General features: G+C 59.6%; 13 protein-coding genes and 2 tRNA genes. 7 read left to right on the top strand and 8 right to left on the bottom strand.

Features of this window, described 5'->3' with window-relative positions:
* The first annotated feature begins 71 nt into the window (after nucleotides 1-71).
* The 5 genes from BTN45_RS06070 (at nucleotide 72) to recJ (ending at nucleotide 6,250) form a co-directional block, all read left to right on the top strand.
* Entirely contained in the window at nucleotides 72-1,031 is a 960-nt protein-coding gene (locus tag BTN45_RS06070) for a nucleoside hydrolase (RefSeq protein WP_207589295.1), read from the top strand.
* A 302-nt stretch (nucleotides 1,032-1,333) separates the two neighbouring features.
* Entirely contained in the window at nucleotides 1,334-2,554 is a 1,221-nt protein-coding gene (locus tag BTN45_RS06065) for an LL-diaminopimelate aminotransferase (protein ID WP_004441943.1), read from the top strand.
* Between the two features lie 61 nt (nucleotides 2,555-2,615).
* Nucleotides 2,616-3,926, top strand: coding sequence for a homoserine dehydrogenase (locus BTN45_RS06060; RefSeq protein WP_004441941.1), 1,311 nt, complete (start codon nucleotides 2,616-2,618; stop codon nucleotides 3,924-3,926).
* A gap of 187 nt (nucleotides 3,927-4,113) precedes the next feature.
* Nucleotides 4,114-4,338, top strand: coding sequence for a hypothetical protein (locus tag BTN45_RS06055; protein WP_022556200.1), 225 nt, complete (start codon nucleotides 4,114-4,116; stop codon nucleotides 4,336-4,338).
* 103 nt (nucleotides 4,339-4,441) lie between these two features.
* Entirely contained in the window at nucleotides 4,442-6,250 is a 1,809-nt protein-coding gene (gene recJ, locus BTN45_RS06050) for a single-stranded-DNA-specific exonuclease RecJ (protein ID WP_246751683.1), read from the top strand.
* A 129-nt stretch (nucleotides 6,251-6,379) separates the two neighbouring features.
* Here recJ and BTN45_RS06045 read toward each other — a convergent pair.
* The 6 genes from BTN45_RS06045 to BTN45_RS06020 all read right to left on the bottom strand — a co-directional run bounded on the left by BTN45_RS06045 (nucleotide 6,380) and on the right by BTN45_RS06020 (nucleotide 11,589).
* A tRNA-Glu gene (locus tag BTN45_RS06045) sits at nucleotides 6,380-6,454 on the bottom strand.
* A 446-nt stretch (nucleotides 6,455-6,900) separates the two neighbouring features.
* Nucleotides 6,901-6,975: transfer RNA gene (locus BTN45_RS06040), tRNA-Glu, on the bottom strand.
* 342 nt (nucleotides 6,976-7,317) lie between these two features.
* The gene (locus BTN45_RS06035; RefSeq protein WP_004441935.1) at nucleotides 7,318-8,091 is read right to left on the bottom strand and encodes an amino acid ABC transporter ATP-binding protein; all 774 of its coding nucleotides are present in this window, start codon (nucleotides 8,089-8,091) and stop codon (nucleotides 7,318-7,320) included.
* A 12-nt stretch (nucleotides 8,092-8,103) separates the two neighbouring features.
* A complete protein-coding gene (locus tag BTN45_RS06030) occupies nucleotides 8,104-9,261 on the bottom strand; it encodes an amino acid ABC transporter permease (RefSeq protein WP_207589294.1) in 1,158 nt (385 codons plus the stop codon).
* A 2-nt stretch (nucleotides 9,262-9,263) separates the two neighbouring features.
* Nucleotides 9,264-10,460, bottom strand: coding sequence for an amino acid ABC transporter permease (locus BTN45_RS06025; protein ID WP_004441931.1), 1,197 nt, complete (start codon nucleotides 10,458-10,460; stop codon nucleotides 9,264-9,266).
* 106 nt (nucleotides 10,461-10,566) lie between these two features.
* Complete coding sequence (locus tag BTN45_RS06020) at nucleotides 10,567-11,589, bottom strand: amino acid ABC transporter substrate-binding protein (RefSeq protein WP_004441929.1); 1,023 nt, start codon at nucleotides 11,587-11,589, stop codon at nucleotides 10,567-10,569.
* A gap of 376 nt (nucleotides 11,590-11,965) precedes the next feature.
* Between BTN45_RS06020 and BTN45_RS06015 the strand changes: the two genes are divergently transcribed.
* On the top strand, nucleotides 11,966-13,153 hold the full coding sequence (locus BTN45_RS06015) for a cystathionine beta-lyase (RefSeq protein ID WP_006697412.1): 1,188 nt from the start codon (nucleotides 11,966-11,968) through the stop codon (nucleotides 13,151-13,153).
* A 2-nt stretch (nucleotides 13,154-13,155) separates the two neighbouring features.
* Here BTN45_RS06015 and BTN45_RS06010 read toward each other — a convergent pair whose 3' ends face one another.
* A complete protein-coding gene (locus BTN45_RS06010; RefSeq protein WP_207589292.1) occupies nucleotides 13,156-14,337 on the bottom strand; it encodes an FAD-dependent monooxygenase in 1,182 nt (393 codons plus the stop codon).
* A 28-nt stretch (nucleotides 14,338-14,365) separates the two neighbouring features.
* A complete protein-coding gene (locus BTN45_RS06005; protein ID WP_004441925.1) occupies nucleotides 14,366-14,611 on the bottom strand; it encodes a zinc-finger domain-containing protein in 246 nt (81 codons plus the stop codon).
* Nucleotides 14,612-14,781: 170 nt separating this feature from the next.
* On the opposite strand from BTN45_RS06005, the gene BTN45_RS06000 reads away from it, so the two are divergent.
* Nucleotides 14,782-15,558: an alpha/beta hydrolase gene (locus tag BTN45_RS06000; protein WP_004441923.1), complete on the top strand. Its 777-nt coding sequence runs from the start codon at nucleotides 14,782-14,784 to the stop codon at nucleotides 15,556-15,558.
* Nucleotides 15,559-15,568: the final 10 nt, after the last annotated feature.

Here is a 15,568-nt window from a genome sequence, read left to right as displayed (position 1 = left end):
CTTATCGTTATGTTTCCGTGGCGCGTCGCCGGAACGACGGATGGCGCCTGACACATGTGGATGAGGGCATTATGCATAAAGTGATATTCGATACGGACCCCGGTGTGGATGATGCCATGGCGCTTCTGTTCCTGCACCGCCACCCCGATATCGATCTGATCGGCGTCACCACCGTTTTCGGCAATGCGCCCATCGACATCACCACCCGCAATGCGCTTTTCCTCAAGCGGGAATGGCAGATGACCGCGCCGGTCGCGAAAGGGGCGGGCGTGACCTTCGATCCGGCCCGCAAGGAAGGCCACTGGCCGACCTTCATCCATGGTGAAAACGGCCTTGGCGATATCGACATTCCAGCGACCATCGACCTGCCGCTCGACCCGCGGCCCGCGCATCGCTTCATCATCGAGACGGTCAAGGCCAATCCCGGTGAAGTGACGCTTATTGCCGTTGGCCGCATGACCAATCTGGCGCTGGCTTTGCGCGAAGAACCTGATTTCGCGGCGCTGGTGAAGGACGTCATCGTCATGGGCGGCGCCTTCGACATCAACGGCAATGTCTCGCCGGCGGCCGAGGCCAATATTCATGGCGATCCGGAAGCGGCCGATCTTGTCTTCACCGCGCCGTGGCGCGTGGTTGTTGTCGGTCTCGATGTCACGACAAAAACCGTGATGACCAGCGCCTTCATGGCTGAGATGGCAGAGGCGGGCGGCAAGCCGGTGCAGCTGCTTTCGGACCTGTCGCAATTCTACATCGATTTCTACAAGACCCGTACCGGTGACGGCATGGTGGTGCACGACAGCTGCGCCTGTGTTTATCTCGTCGCGCCGGAACTGTTTACCACCCGCAGCGGCCCGGTGCGTGTCGTCTGCGGCGGTCTTGCCGACGGCCAGACCATCCAGAAGCCAGACGGACGCGCTTTTCCGCCGGGCGACTGGGACGGGCATCCGAGCCAGCTGGTCTGCACGGATATCAAGCCGGAGCGCGTGCTTTCGGTCATCCGCGCGGCAATTGTGAAGGGCGAGCGCGGCTGAACGACAGGAATGGCCGTTCTTGAGCATGGCTTGCCTTGCATTTTCCCAGAATCTGGCGTTATGCAAGTTCCCTGATCATAGTGCGCGATCCGCCTTGCCGAAGGGCTTGAAAAGGCGGTGCCGGTAGGACGGGCGGATCACCGCTAGGCGGCGTTGGCCCGAGAAAACCCTTGTGGGTTTTCCCGTGCTTTGCGCTACAATGAATAACGCCTGCCGGGTCGGTTCGTGTCGGCGGCGTTTAACAACAAAAACGAACCTTCGTTATGGACCGGAAGAACCGGTCCATTCCCATGAGGAAAGAGATGGAAGAGTTTCACAAGGTCCGGCGTCTGCCGCAATACGTCTTCGAACAGGTCAACCGTTTGAAAGCGAGCGCGCGAGCGGCCGGGGCCGATATCATCGATCTCGGCATGGGCAATCCCGACCTTCCGACCCCGAAGGCCATCGTCGACAAACTTTGCGAGGTCGTTCAGGACCCTCGTACCCATCGTTATTCCTCGTCCAAGGGCATTCCCGGTCTTCGCCGCGCGCAGGCGGCCTATTATGCCCGCCGTTTCGGCGTTAAACTGAACCCCGACACGCAGGTCGTCGCCACGCTCGGCTCCAAGGAAGGTTTCGCCAACATGGCACAGGCCATCACCGCGCCGGGTGACGTGATCCTGTGTCCGAACCCGACCTATCCGATCCATGCCTTCGGCTTCCTGATGGCGGGCGGCGTTATCCGCTCGATGAATGTCGAGCCTGACGACAGCTTCTTCGGGCCGCTAGAGCGCGCCGTGCGCCACTCCATTCCGAAGCCGCTGGCGCTGATCGTCAATTATCCTTCGAACCCGACGGCGCATGTCGCGTCGCTCGATTTCTACAAGGACGTCATCGCCTTTGCGAAGAAGCACGAGATCATCGTGCTTTCCGACCTTGCCTATTCGGAAATCTATTTCGACGAAAGCAATCCGCCGCCCTCCGTTCTCGAGGTTCCCGGTGCGATCGACGTTGCGGTGGAATTCACTTCCATGTCGAAGACGTTTTCCATGCCCGGCTGGCGCATGGGCTTTGCCGTTGGCAACGAGCGGCTGATCGCGGCGCTGACCCGCGTGAAGTCTTATCTCGATTACGGCGCCTTCACACCCATCCAGGTTGCTGCGACCCATGCACTGAACGGTGACGGCTCGGACATTGCCGAAGTGCGCAATGTCTATCGCCGCCGTCGCGATGTCATGGTCGACACCTTCGGCAAGGCGGGCTTCGAAGTACCGCCGCCGGCGGCCACCATGTTCGCCTGGGCGAAGATCCCGGAAAAATTCCGCCATCTCGGCAGCCTGGAATTCTCCAAGCTTCTGGTCGAGAAGGCCGATATTGCCGTTGCTCCCGGCATCGGCTTCGGCGAGATGGGCGATGATTACGTCCGTCTCGCGCTCGTGGAAAACGAGCATCGAATTCGTCAGGCAGCGCGCAATCTGAAGCGTTTCCTGTCGACAGCAGACGAGACGATGCACAACGTCGTTTCGCTCAACGCCCACAGATAAGGGCAAACCCAGGGCGGCCGGGTCTCGGCCGCCACCATCACCAGCAATCAGGAACATACCCATGGCAGATTCATTGAGAATCGGCATAGCGGGGCTCGGCACTGTCGGCGCTTCGCTCGTGCGCATCCTCCAGCAGAGAAGCAACGAACTTGCGATTACCTGCGGACGCGCAATTGAGATTATTGCCGTAAGCGCGCGCGATCGTTCGCGTGACCGCGGCATTGATCTCACGGGTATTACCTGGTTCGACACGCCTGAACAGATGGCGAGCGAAGCCGACATCGATGTGTTTGTCGAACTGGTCGGCGGTGCTTCCGGACAGGCCGAAAATGCGGTGCGGGCAGCGCTGTCGCGCGGTCTCCATGTGGTGACAGCCAACAAGGCGCTGCTGGCCAAGCATGGTGTCGAACTGGCGACCATTGCCGAAGACAAGGGCGCGCTTCTGAACTTCGAGGCGGCGGTCGCTGGCGGCATTCCCGTCATCAAGGCCCTGCGTGAATCGCTGACCGGCAATCACGTGACGCGCATCTATGGCATCATGAACGGCACCTGCAACTACATCCTCACAAAGATGGAGAAAGAAGGCCTGTCCTTCGAGGCCTGTCTGAAGGAAGCGCAGCGGCTGGGATATGCAGAGGCTGATCCCGCCTTCGATATCGAAGGTAACGACACCGCGCACAAGCTTTCCATTTTGACCACGCTTGCCTTCGGCAACAAGATCGCTGCCGACGACATTTATCTCGAAGGCATCACCAATATTTCGATCGAGGACATCCAGGCGGCTGCCGATCTAGGCTATCGCATCAAGCTTCTCGGCGTGGCGCAGGTCACCGAATCCGGTATCGAGCAGCGCGTCCATCCCACCATGGTGCCGCTCGATTCCGTCATCGCGCAGGTCGATGGCGTCACCAACGCCGTGGCGATCGAATCCGACATTCTCGGTGAATTGCTGATGGTCGGACCCGGCGCCGGCGGCAACGCCACGGCATCCGCCGTGCTTGGCGATATCGCTGATATCGCCAAGAGCCGTCCCGGTGCACAGCGTGTGCCGGTGCTCGGCCGTCCGGCGAAATCGCTGACGGACTATCGCCGCGCCAAGATGAAGAGCCACGAGGGCGGTTACTTCATCCGCCTGACGGTGAAGGATCAGGCCGGTGTGTTCGCCTCCATCGCCAGCCGCATGGCTGACAATAACATTTCGCTGGAATCCATCGTGCAGCGCCAGCGCGTGCACGTGGAAGGCGCGCCGCAGACAATCATCCTTGTTACGCACGCGACAATGGAAGATGCGATCCGCAAGGCGGTAAAAGCGATCAAGAACGAGAAATATCTCGTCAGCGAGCCCCAGGTCATCCGCATCGAGCGGACCTGAAGCGCGACGCTACTGTCGTGAGATCAAAAACCGCGTTTCCATCCGGAAACGCGGTTTTCTGTTGCTTGGGGGACCGGCGCCTTCCTGCGGTCTGGCGGCCGCAAAATTTGAGGGGACGGTGCGTGAAGCGCTGGAAAGCAGGGCGATTCGGCCTTATGGTTAATCGTGTTCACCAAGCGAGGGAGGCGTGGCCGTGACATCGATCATCCTGTTCAAGGACAACAAGCGCCAGGGCGCTCCGGCGAGCCATCACCGGGCGCGGCCGCACAATGCCAATGACAATATTCGCAGCATGGAATTCGATATGGCCGAATATGAGCGTAACTGGTGTTCGCTCGCGGTATTTTCGCTGCTGCTGCTTGTCGCGGCCGTCTCGATTGTCAGCCCTTTTTTCTCGATTTTCTCGACGTGATTTCGTCAAGGCGCGTTTTTGCTTGAAAAACGCAGCATCGCCATTTAGCCCGTTCTAACCATTAGAGCGCCTGTTGGCGCGAATGACAGGACGAATGGACAGGATGGTAATGATGGAGCCGGCCGATACCGTGGCCCGCGCATTTTTAAGCGTGGAGCGGTCGGCAACAGAACAGCGGTGGGTGTCTCGGCTGGATCAGGCCGGGCAGAACCGTGCGCTGGCCATGTCCCAGGTCCACGGTATTCCGGAACTGATCGCCCGGGTGCTCGCCGGGCGCGGTGTGGGGGTGGATGATGCCCTGGCGTTCCTTGATCCCACCATTCGCTCCCTGATGCCCGACCCGCATGTGCTGACCGATTGCGAGAAGGCCGCCGAGCGGCTTGTGCGCGCCATTGAAGCGGGTGAGAAGGTGGCGATCTTCGGTGATTACGATGTCGACGGCGCTGCTTCCTCCGCGTTGATGTACCGGTTTCTTGCACATTTCGGGCTGACGCCCGAGATCTACATTCCCGACAGAATTTTCGAGGGTTACGGGCCTAACCCGGCGGCGATGCAGCAGCTGGCCGCCAATGGCGCGACGCTGATCGTGACGGTGGACTGCGGATCCACCAGCCATGAATCGCTCGAGGCGGCAAAAGAGGCACGAACGGACGTTGTGGTCATAGACCACCATCAGGTGGGTACGGAACTGCCGCCGGCGGTGGCGCTGGTCAATCCCAACCGGGAGGACGATCTGTCGGGGCAGGGGCATCTCTGTGCCGCCGGCGTGGTGTTCCTCGTGCTCGTCGCCACGCTTCGCGTTCTCAAGGACAGGCGGCACCGCCAGGCCTTCACGCTCGATCTGCTGTCATTGCTCGACATCGTTGCGCTTGCGACGGTCTGCGATGTGGTTCCCCTGAAAGGGCTGAACCGCGCCTATGTGGTGAAGGGCCTGATTGCCGCACGCCACATGAAAAATGCCGGCCTTGCCGCGCTGTTCAAGAAGGCGGGGCTGGGCGGGCCTGTGACACCCTATCATTTCGGTTTCCTGATCGGGCCCCGCATCAACGCCGGGGGGCGTATTGGCGACGCTGCGCTCGGCAGCCGATTGTTGACGATCGATGATTCCTCGCAGGCCGAGGTGATTGCCGAGCGGCTGGACGAGCTGAACCGCGAGCGACAGGCGATGGAAGCGGCGATGCTTGCGGAGGCCGAAGCGGAGGCCCTGTTCGAATATGGCGACGGCTCGGGTGCCGGTGTTATTGTCACCGCGCGTGAAAACTGGCACCCCGGCATTGTCGGCTTGTTGGCCTCGCGCCTGAAGGATCGCTTCCGCCGCCCGGCTTTTGCCATTGCCTTCGATCCCTCCGGCAAGGGCACCGGCTCCGGCCGTTCGATCGCCGGCTTCGACATGGGGCGGATGGTGCGCGCTGCCGTGGAGGCCGGCCTGCTGGTCAAGGGCGGCGGTCACGCCATGGCGGCAGGCCTCACGGTTGAGCGCGCCAATCTCGGCAAGCTCAGGACCTTTTTCGAAGAAGCCGCGGCAAAGACCGTAAACGAGCTGGTAGAGAGCAGCGTATTGAAGATTGATGGCGCCATCGGCGCTTCGGGGGCTACGTTGCAGCTTGTCGACCAGCTAGAACAGGCCGGTCCCTATGGTTCCGGTCATTCTCAGCCGATCTTTGCTGTTCCGGCGCATCGCCTGCGTGATGTGCGGCTGGTGGGCACATCCCACGTCAAGATCACGCTGGAGGCCATGGATGGCTCACGGCTGGACGGAATCGCGTTCCGCGCCGCCGAGGCGCCCCTGGGACAGATGCTCATGAATGCCCGCGGACGGAATATTCACGTCGCGGGTACTGTGGGCGCCGATCTCTGGCAGGGGCAAAGGCGGGTTCAACTGCGTGTTCTGGACGCCGCTTTCGCGCCCTGAGAGGGGCCACCAATCTATCTCGACTGTCACCGGCCAACGGTTGTCGCTGACCTATGCACTACAACGGGATATCTTTACGCGATGCGTGAAGATTTTCGTTTATGCTGCTGATTTTAAGGAAGAAGCAAGTGGCACGCCCTAGGGGAGTCGAACCCCTCTTTTCAGAATGAAAATCTGACGTCCTAACCGATAGACGAAGGGCGCGTGCGCTTGTGGTGTGGCGCCCTTATAGTCAGGCTCCGGTTGCTCCGCAAGCGGAAAAACTGATTTTTTTCGCTTTGCGGCGAGTTTTTTTGGCAGGGCGGAACGGGCTGTGGAAAACCCGGTCGGACCGGCCCAAATCCTTGAATTACCGCTCCAATCTCGCGCGGCACGGGACACGACGATGCGGTGCAAGTGGGCAAAGCCCAGCATCTTGATGTTGAGCTGGCAACGCTCTGCCGAAGCTTGGGACTTCCTGATGATCTCGGAGAGGGGAAAGGCAAGCCGGGTGAATTGCGCGGCGGCATTTCGTCCGGCTTGCCTTCCATCGGGGGGACAGGCATCTAACGTGCCTATGGCAAATCGGTTCCGCAGCAATGATGAGATGCTGGAATTATTGCGATTTTATCGAATGATTTCGTCGTGTGGGAGGTAACCAGCAAAGCAAGTGGCACGCCCTAGGGGAGTCGAACCCCTCTTTTCAGAATGAAAATCTGACGTCCTAACCGATAGACGAAGGGCGCGTGCGCTTGTGGTGTGGCGCCCTTATAGTCAGGCTCCGGTTGCTCCGCAAGCGGAAAAACGCATGATTTGACAAAAAAATGACACGGGTGGCCAGAAGCCCTGAAAAACAAGGTTTCTTGTTTCGTAACAAAAGGTTAAAGCGTGCTTGGTCCCGCGGTTTTGCGCTTCTAACGGAAGAGAATGATGTGGGGGAACGCGTTGGTGGGCAGTGATTCACGCAAGTGACTCTGGGACGGGAGAAGCGCAGCGTCATGAGAAGCCCAACGATCACGCCAGATCTGGAGCTGGGTTGTCGTCATAAAGAAACGGGGCCCAAAGGCCCCGTCCGATGATGCTTGGTCTCAGTGCAGTATCTGGCTGAGGAACAGGCGGGTACGCTCGTGCTGCGGATTGTCGAAGAATTCGGCGGGCGAGTTCTGTTCGACGATCTGGCCCTGGTCCATGAAGATAACGCGGTTTGCGACCTGACGCGCAAAGCCCATTTCGTGGGTCACGCACAGCATGGTCATGCCGTCTTCTGCAAGGCTGACCATGGTATCAAGCACCTCCTTGACCATTTCCGGGTCGAGCGCCGAGGTCGGCTCATCGAAGAGCATGATCTTGGGCTTCATGCAGAGCGAGCGGGCAATCGCCACACGCTGCTGCTGACCGCCGGAAAGCTGGCCCGGATATTTATGCGCCTGCTCGGGAATCTTCACGCGCTTCAGATAGTGCATCGCCACTTCTTCGGCTTCCTTCTTGGGCATCTTGCGAACCCAGATCGGCGCCAGCGTGCAGTTTTCGAGGATCGTCAGATGCGGGAAGAGGTTGAAGTGCTGGAACACCATGCCAACTTCGCGGCGCACCTCGTCGATCTTCTTGAGGTCGTTGGTAAGCTCGATGCCATCAACGACGATGCTGCCCGACTGGTGCTCTTCCAGACGGTTGATGCAGCGGATCATGGTCGATTTGCCCGACCCGGAAGGACCGGCGATGACAATGCGCTCGCCCTTCATGACCTTCAGGTTGATATCACGCAGCACATGGAAATCGCCGTACCATTTGTTCATGCCGGTGATTTCGATTGCGACGTCCGTCGCCGAGACGGTCAGTTTTTTTGCCTGGGTTTCTGCCATTTTGAGCGTCCCTTATCGTTTATGCCCGGTGTCGAGGTGCCGTTCCATGAACAGCGAATATCGCGACATGCCGAAGCAGAATATCCAGAATACGAAGCCTGCGAAAATATAGCCAGTCATGGCGGTGACGGGCGTGGCCCAGTTCGCATCCGATTGGTTGAGTGTGACAATACCGAGCAGGTCGAACATGCCGATGATCGAGACCAGCGACGTGTCCTTGAAAAGCCCGATGAAGGTGTTGACGATGCCCGGAATGACGAGCTTCAGCGCCTGCGGCAGCACGATCAGCCTCGTCTTCTGCCAGTAATTCAGGCCGAGCGAGTCCGCACCTTCATATTGTCCCTTCGGAATGGCCTGCAGGCCGCCGCGGATCACTTCCGCCATATAGGCGGAGGAGAACAGCGACACGCCGACCAGCGCACGCAGGAACTTGTCGAAAGTCCAGCCGTCGGGCAGGAACAGCGGCAGCATGATGCTGGCGAAGAACAGGACGGTGATCAGCGGGATGCCTCTGATGACCTCGATGAAGAGGACGCAGAGCATCTTGATGACCGGCAGGTTCGAGCGTCTGCCGAGAGCCAGAAGAATGCCGAAGGGCAGCGACACCGTTATCCCGAAGAAGGACAGGATGAGCGTGACCATCAGGCCGCCCCAGAGCTGCGTTTCCACCTTTGGCAGGCCGAAGACGCCGCCGATGAGCAGGAAGAACGCAATGAAGGGCAGGATGATGAAGAGCGCCAGCGCATTGAGACGCTTGAACGGCGCCTTCGGTATGAGCATCGGGACCAACAGGATCGCGAACGTCACCATCACGAGGATGGGACGCCAGCGCTCGTCAATGGGGTAACGGCCGAAGACGAATTGTCCGAGCTTGGCCGAGACAAAGGCCCAGCAGGCGCCGGACTGTCCGTCCGGAAGCGCGCCGCCCTGTGAAGCGGTGAGACACGCAATACGGTCGATGCCGGTCCAAACCGCGTCGATAAACAGCCACTCGATGATCGGCGGCACGATATAGACGAGGAGGGCAATAGCAAGGACGGTGAGCACCGTATCCTTGGGCGTGGCGAAGAGCTTGGTACGCAGCCAGTGGGTTACGCCCACCGCGCTCGATGGCGCGGGGCGGGCTTCCTCAATGGTCTGGCGCACGAAGGCGTGGTTGCTGATCGTCATCGTCATCTCTCCACCAGAGCCATTTTCGCGTTGAACCAGTTCATGACGACGGCCGTGAGCAGGGACAGCGAGAGATAGATGACCAGCCAGATGGCAACGACTTCAACCGCCTGACCCGTCTGGTTCAGGATCGTACCGCCAACGGAGACGATGTCGGCAAAGCCGACGGCGACCGCAAGCGACGAGTTCTTGGTGAGGTTGAGGAACTGACTTGTCAGCGGCGGAATGATGATGCGCATGGCCTGCGGCACGACGATGAGACGTGTCGTGGTGCTGGAGCGAAGCCCAAGCGCGTCGGCAGCTTCCGTCTGCCCCTTCGCCACGGCCTTGATGCCGCCGCGAACGATCTCGGCGATGAAGGAGGCAGTGTAGAAGGACAGCGCCAGGAACAGCGACATGAATTCAGGCGCGACGACGGCGCCGCCCGAAAGGTTGAAGCGTCCGGCGATGGGGTAATCGAATGTCAGCGGCGCGCCGATTGCGAGGAACGTGGCGAGCGGCAATCCGATGACGAGCAGCGTTATCGTTATTCCGGTGCGGAATTGCTGTCCGGTTTTTTCCTGTCTGGCTTTCGCCCAGCGGTAAACAAGCACGCTGACGACGACGGCGACAAGGAAGGCCAGCGGCACGAGCCAGATTCCGTCCCCCCAGAGCGGTTTTGGAAAGAAGAAGCCACGATTGTTGAGGTAGGTGCCGAGCGGCAGCTCGAGCGATTCGCGTGCCTGCGGCAGGACCGAGATAACGCCCTTGTACCAGAAGAAGATCACGAGCAGCGGCGGAATGTTGCGGAAGATTTCCACATAGGCCTGCGCGAGCTTCGAGATCAGCCAGTTGTTGGACAACCGGGCGATACCGACGATGAAGCCGATGATCGAGGCGGCGATGATGCCAAAAAACGCAACCTGGATCGTGTTGAGAATGCCGACGAGCAGCGCCCGGCCATAGGTCGCGTCGCTGGTATAAGCGATCAGCGACTGGCCGATGTCGAAGCCGGCGCGTCCGTTGAGGAACCCGAAGCCGGATGAAATGTTTGAACGTTGAAGATTGGTGATCGTATTCGTCACGATGACCCAGACGAAGGCGGCCAGGATGACGACCGTCAGGACCTGGTAAAAAATGCCGCGTATGCGTGGATCGTAGATAAGTGACGACGCGCTTTGCGCGCGCGATCGTTGCGAACTGACCGCGTTGCCTGCCATAGGCACCTTTCCCTTTTATATGCTCTTTGCGAGCTTATTTATATAATTTGAAGCGGAGGCCGGGTGTTGCCCAGCCTCCTTATGATCTAGCCGATGATGGGGCCGATCAACGGACCGGCGGTGCGTATTGCAGGCCGCCCTTGGTCCAGAGCGCGTTCTGGCCGCGCTCGATCTTCAGAGGCGAGCCGGCGCCGACGTTGCGGTCGAAGACTTCGCCGTAGTTGCCCACCAGCTTGATGATGTTGTAGGCCCAGTCATTGGTCACGCCGAGATCGGTACCGATCTTGGTGCCTTCTTCCGTGCCGAGCAGGCGCTTCACGTCCGGATTTGCGCTGTTCTTCTGCTCGTCGACGTTCTTGGAGGTGATGCCAAGTTCTTCGGCATTGACCATGGCGTAGTGAACCCAGCTGACGATGTCGAACCACTGGTCGTCACCCTGGCGAACGGCCGGACCAAGCGGCTCCTTGGAGATGACTTCAGGCAGAACGATGTTTTCTTCCGGGTTCTTCAGCTTCAGGCGGATCGCGTAAAGGCCCGACTGGTCAGTGGTGTAGACGTCGCAACGGCCGGCATCATAAGCAGAGGTCGCGTCGGCTTCCTTTTCGAAAACCACCGGGTTGTACTGCAGATTGTTGGTCTTGAAGTAGTCGGCGAGGTTGAGCTCCGTGGTCGTGCCGGTCTGTACGCAGACGGCGGCGCCGGAAAGCTCGAGAGCGGACTTCACGTTGAGGCTCTTCTTGGCGATGAAGCCCTGGCCGTCGTAGTAGTTGACGGTACGGAAGTTGAAGCCCAGCGACGTGTCGCGGCTGATCGTCCAGGTGGTGTTACGGGTCAGAACGTCGACTTCACCGGACTGGAGAGCCGGGAATCGGTCCTTGCTCGAAAGTGCGACGAACTTGGCCTTCGAAGGATCGCCGAAAACCGCTGTGGCAATACCACGGCAATAGTCCACGTCGATACCGGACCACTCGCCCTTGTCATCGGGATTGGAGAATCCCGGAATGCCGGCGCTGACGCCGCAGGTGACGAAACCCTTGCCCTTTACATCCTGAAGCGTCGCAGCCGAAGCGACCGAGGCTCCTCCCAAAACTGCTGCGCCGATGGCGGCCGACAGAATTGCCTTTTTCATTTTTCCCAACCTTTGTTTGTTATCGTCACTTGGAAGAGGACCGGCATGTTTGTTCTGCCCCAGCTCCCCCTTCAGCGAGATCTTTTCGATCCGCTTTTTCTATCACAATCGCAATTGGCAGCGGGGTCAAGACGTGCGGGCAATAATTGTGCCTATAAAACGGAATTTTCCAAAATTTGGTCGTGAAGTGTGCAAAGGGTGAAAATATAAGCATATTTTTGCGGAAATTTGCACTTGCACAGTATTTGTATACTTGTTGTATTCTGGCTGGCGATGGATCAATCCCGGCGGTTGTTGCGTCCGGGCGGGACTTGACCTTGCGGTTCGCTCTCAGCATTGTCGCACGCGTCAATGTTCCTTCGAAAGCTGATCTGAAATGACCAAGACAAATGACCTGCTTTCCGCCGCAGGTGTGAATACGCGCCTCACCCATGGCGGCAATGATCCCGCGGACTGTTTCGGTTTCGTCAATCCGCCAATCGTGCGTGGCTCGACGGTGCTTTTTCCCGACGCGGAGACGCTTTCGACCGAAAACCAGAAATATACCTATGGCACCCACGGCACGCCGACGACCGATGCGCTCTGCAATCTTGTCAATGAGCTGGAAGGGTCTGCCGGAACCATTCTCGTGCCTTCGGGCCTTGCGGCCATCACGGTCCCGTTCCTTGCCTATCTCGGCGCTGGCGACCACGCGCTGATCGTCGATTCCGTTTATTTTCCGACACGTCGCTTCTGCAATACGATGCTGAAGAAGCTGGGTGTCGAAGTGGAATATTACGATCCGGCCATCGGGGAGGGCATAGAGGCTCTCATCCGGCCGAACACGAAGCTGGTGCATCTGGAAGCGCCGGGTTCCAACACCTTCGAAATTCAGGATGTCAGGCTGATCACCGATATCGCTCATCGGCATGATTGTGTTGTGACGATGGACAATACCTGGGCGACGCCGCTTTATTTCAAACCTTTGGATTTTGGCGTCGATGTTTCCATCCACGCTGCCACCAAATATCCCTCGGGCCATTCGGATGTGCTGATGGGCTTCGTCTCGGCCAATGAAAAGCACTGGAAGGCGCTTTATCAGGCCAATACCAATCTCGGAATCTGCGTCACTTCGGACGATGCCTATCAGATCCTGCGCGGCATGCGCACGATGGGAATCAGGCTGGCGCACCATCAGAAAAGCGCGCTCGACATCGCCACATGGCTGGAGAGCCGGGACGACGTCGTGCGCGTGCTGCATCCGGCGCTGCCGAGCTTTGCAGGGCACGATCTCTGGAAGCGCGATTTCAAGGGTGCAAGCGGCGTCTTCTCCTTCGTACTGAAGGCGGAAGAAGGCAGATACAAGCAGACGGCGGCCGCGTTCCTGAATGCGCTGACCTTTTTCGGGCTCGGTTACTCCTGGGGCGGCTACGAATCGCTTGCCGTTTCGGTCTCGCTTGTCGACAGGACCATCGCCAAGGGTCCCTCGGAGGGACCGGTCATCCGCCTGCAGATCGGGCTTGAGGATGTCGCCGATCTCAAGAAGGACCTCGAGGCCGGCTTTGCAGCCGCGGCCGCGGTTTGATCTCAGCCCTTGGCGCGATAGCCGTAGAGCCAGTCGAAGTCCTTCACGAAGGCGTCGGTGGGACGCGTGGAAAACACGAAGTCCCGCGCGATACGCACCGGGCCTGTGGCGTGATAGGCAAAACGATTGAGAGAGGCCCGCTTGCGGGCCTTTTCTATGCGCGGCAGGCGCAGGGCCTCGAAGGCGGCAAGAGCCTGCGGCGCGGGCAGGGTGGCTGAAGCATCGCTGCCCACCATGGTTCCCGCGAGTTCAAACGCATCCTCGATCGCCATGGCTGCCCCCTGGGCGGCGAACGGCATCATGGCATGCGCTGCGTCGCCGATCAGCACCGTGTCCCGGCCATTGTGCCAGCGGCCGGGGCCGGCCTGATAAAGCGGCCAGAAGGTCGGGTTTTCGGACGAATCGAGCAACCGGACGATGTCAGGGCTGAAGCCGCGAAACTGTTCAAGAAGCAGGGCTTTCTGCCGCCCGCTCGATTCCGCCCGCCACGTCGCGCCGGGATCGGCGCCAAGCGCGATGGCGACAATGTTGAAACCGCCGACTTCTTTCAGCGGATAGGCGACGATATGGCCACCCGAGCCGAGATAGGCTGTGACGGCGCTTTTGTTGATGGCCGACGGCACGGCATTGGCGGCAACGGTGAAGCGCCAGGCGACATTGCCGGAGAAGGTGGCGGTGGGAGCGGCAGGAACGGCAAAGCGGGCCGCCGACCAGACACCGTCCGCGCCGACAATCAGATCATGGTCGCGGAATGTGGTTGCGGCAATCACATCGGCCGTCGCGTTTTCGATGCGTTTGCCGAGATGCAACCGGCATAGGGGATTATCTGTCACCGCGTGGAGAAGTGCGCTTTGCAGGGTGGAGCGGTGCAGCACGCCATAAGGAGCGCCCCAGCGCGTACGCGCCACCGCGCCCACAGGCAGGGAGAGCAGCGTTGCGAGCGATTTTCCGGAGGCGAGTTCGACACTGACGGGCTCGGTCCAACGCGCCTCGATGGCAGGCAGCACGCCAAGCGTGGCGAGAATGCGGGCGGCATTGGGCGAAATCTGCAGGCCGGCGCCCACTTCCGTCAGTTCGCCGGCCTGTTCGATGATGTCGCAGTCTATACCGTGCCGGGCAAAAGCAAGGGCAGCGGTGAGACCGGCAATGCCGGCACCGATAATGGCTACGGATTTTATGGGCATGATGCGCCCCGATCAGGAAAAGTGGAGGTCAGGCAGCCTTCACGTGGAAAACGCAGCCCGGAGGATTGGTCTGCTCGGCCTTCAGCGACGGATTGTAGCGATAAAGGGTGGAGCAGTAGGAACAGACCTTCTCATTGTCGTCGCCCATATCGATGAAGATATGCGGATGATCGTAAGGAACGGAAGCGCCGGTGCACATGAATTCCTTGACGCCGATCTCGATCATGCGGTGTCCGCCATCGTTCTGGAAGTGGGGAATGGTATGCCCGGCCATGTTCGTCTCCAAATGCAATATCGTTGTAGAGCCGCAATCCGTCTTCGCATGCCGGCTCGTCGTTGCGGATATGTAGCCTCAAACGCATTGCATCTCCATAAAAATCGTCAGCAAAACATGTTCAACATTGCTAATTCCTGCCATATGGTCCGGCAAAAAGGATGTCCTTGATGAATCTCAACACGCCGCAGTTTTCCGATTTTTTCCATGACGGCCTTCGCCTCGCATATTTTGACGAAGGCGATCCGGCGGGAGACCCGGTTTTGCTGATCCATGGCTTTGCATCCAGCGCCAACGTCAACTGGGTCCATCCCGGCTGGCTGAAGACGCTGGGAGATGCCGGCTACCGGGTGATCGCCATCGATAATCGCGGCCATGGCGCAAGCGACAAGCCGCATGATACGGAGGCCTATTATCCGTCCGTCATGGCCGAAGATGCGGTGGCGCTGCTCAACCATCTTGGCATCGCAGAGACGCATGTGATGGGTTACTCCATGGGGGCGCGCATTTCCGCCTTCCTGGCCATGGCGCACCCCGAGCGTGTGCGTTCTCTGGTTTTCGGCGGGCTCGGTATCGGCATGGTCGAAGGTGTGGGCGACTGGGACCCGATCGCAGAGGCGCTTCTCGCGCCTTCGCTCGATGTCGTGACCCATGAGCGCGGCCGCATGTTCCGGGCCTTTGCCGATCAGACGAAGAGCGACCGCTTGGCGCTTGCCGCCTGCATCGAGACATCGCGGGTTCTCGTCACACGCGACCAGGCGGCAAAGATAGATGCGCCGACGCTGATCGCGGTCGGAACGAAGGACGATATTGCCGGCTCCGGTGAAGAGCTCGCTGCCATCATGCCGCATGCGCGGGCGATCGACATTCCCGGCCGCGACCACATGCTGGCCGTCGGCGACCGCGTGTTCAAGGCGGCGGTGCTGGATTTCTACCGTTCGTTCTGAGTTGACGCAT

The sequence above is a fragment of the Rhizobium sp. ZX09 genome, assembly GCF_017357485.1.
Lineage (GTDB): Bacteria > Pseudomonadota > Alphaproteobacteria > Rhizobiales > Rhizobiaceae > Agrobacterium > Agrobacterium pusense.
This window is presented reverse-complemented; position numbering and strand designations above follow the sequence as displayed.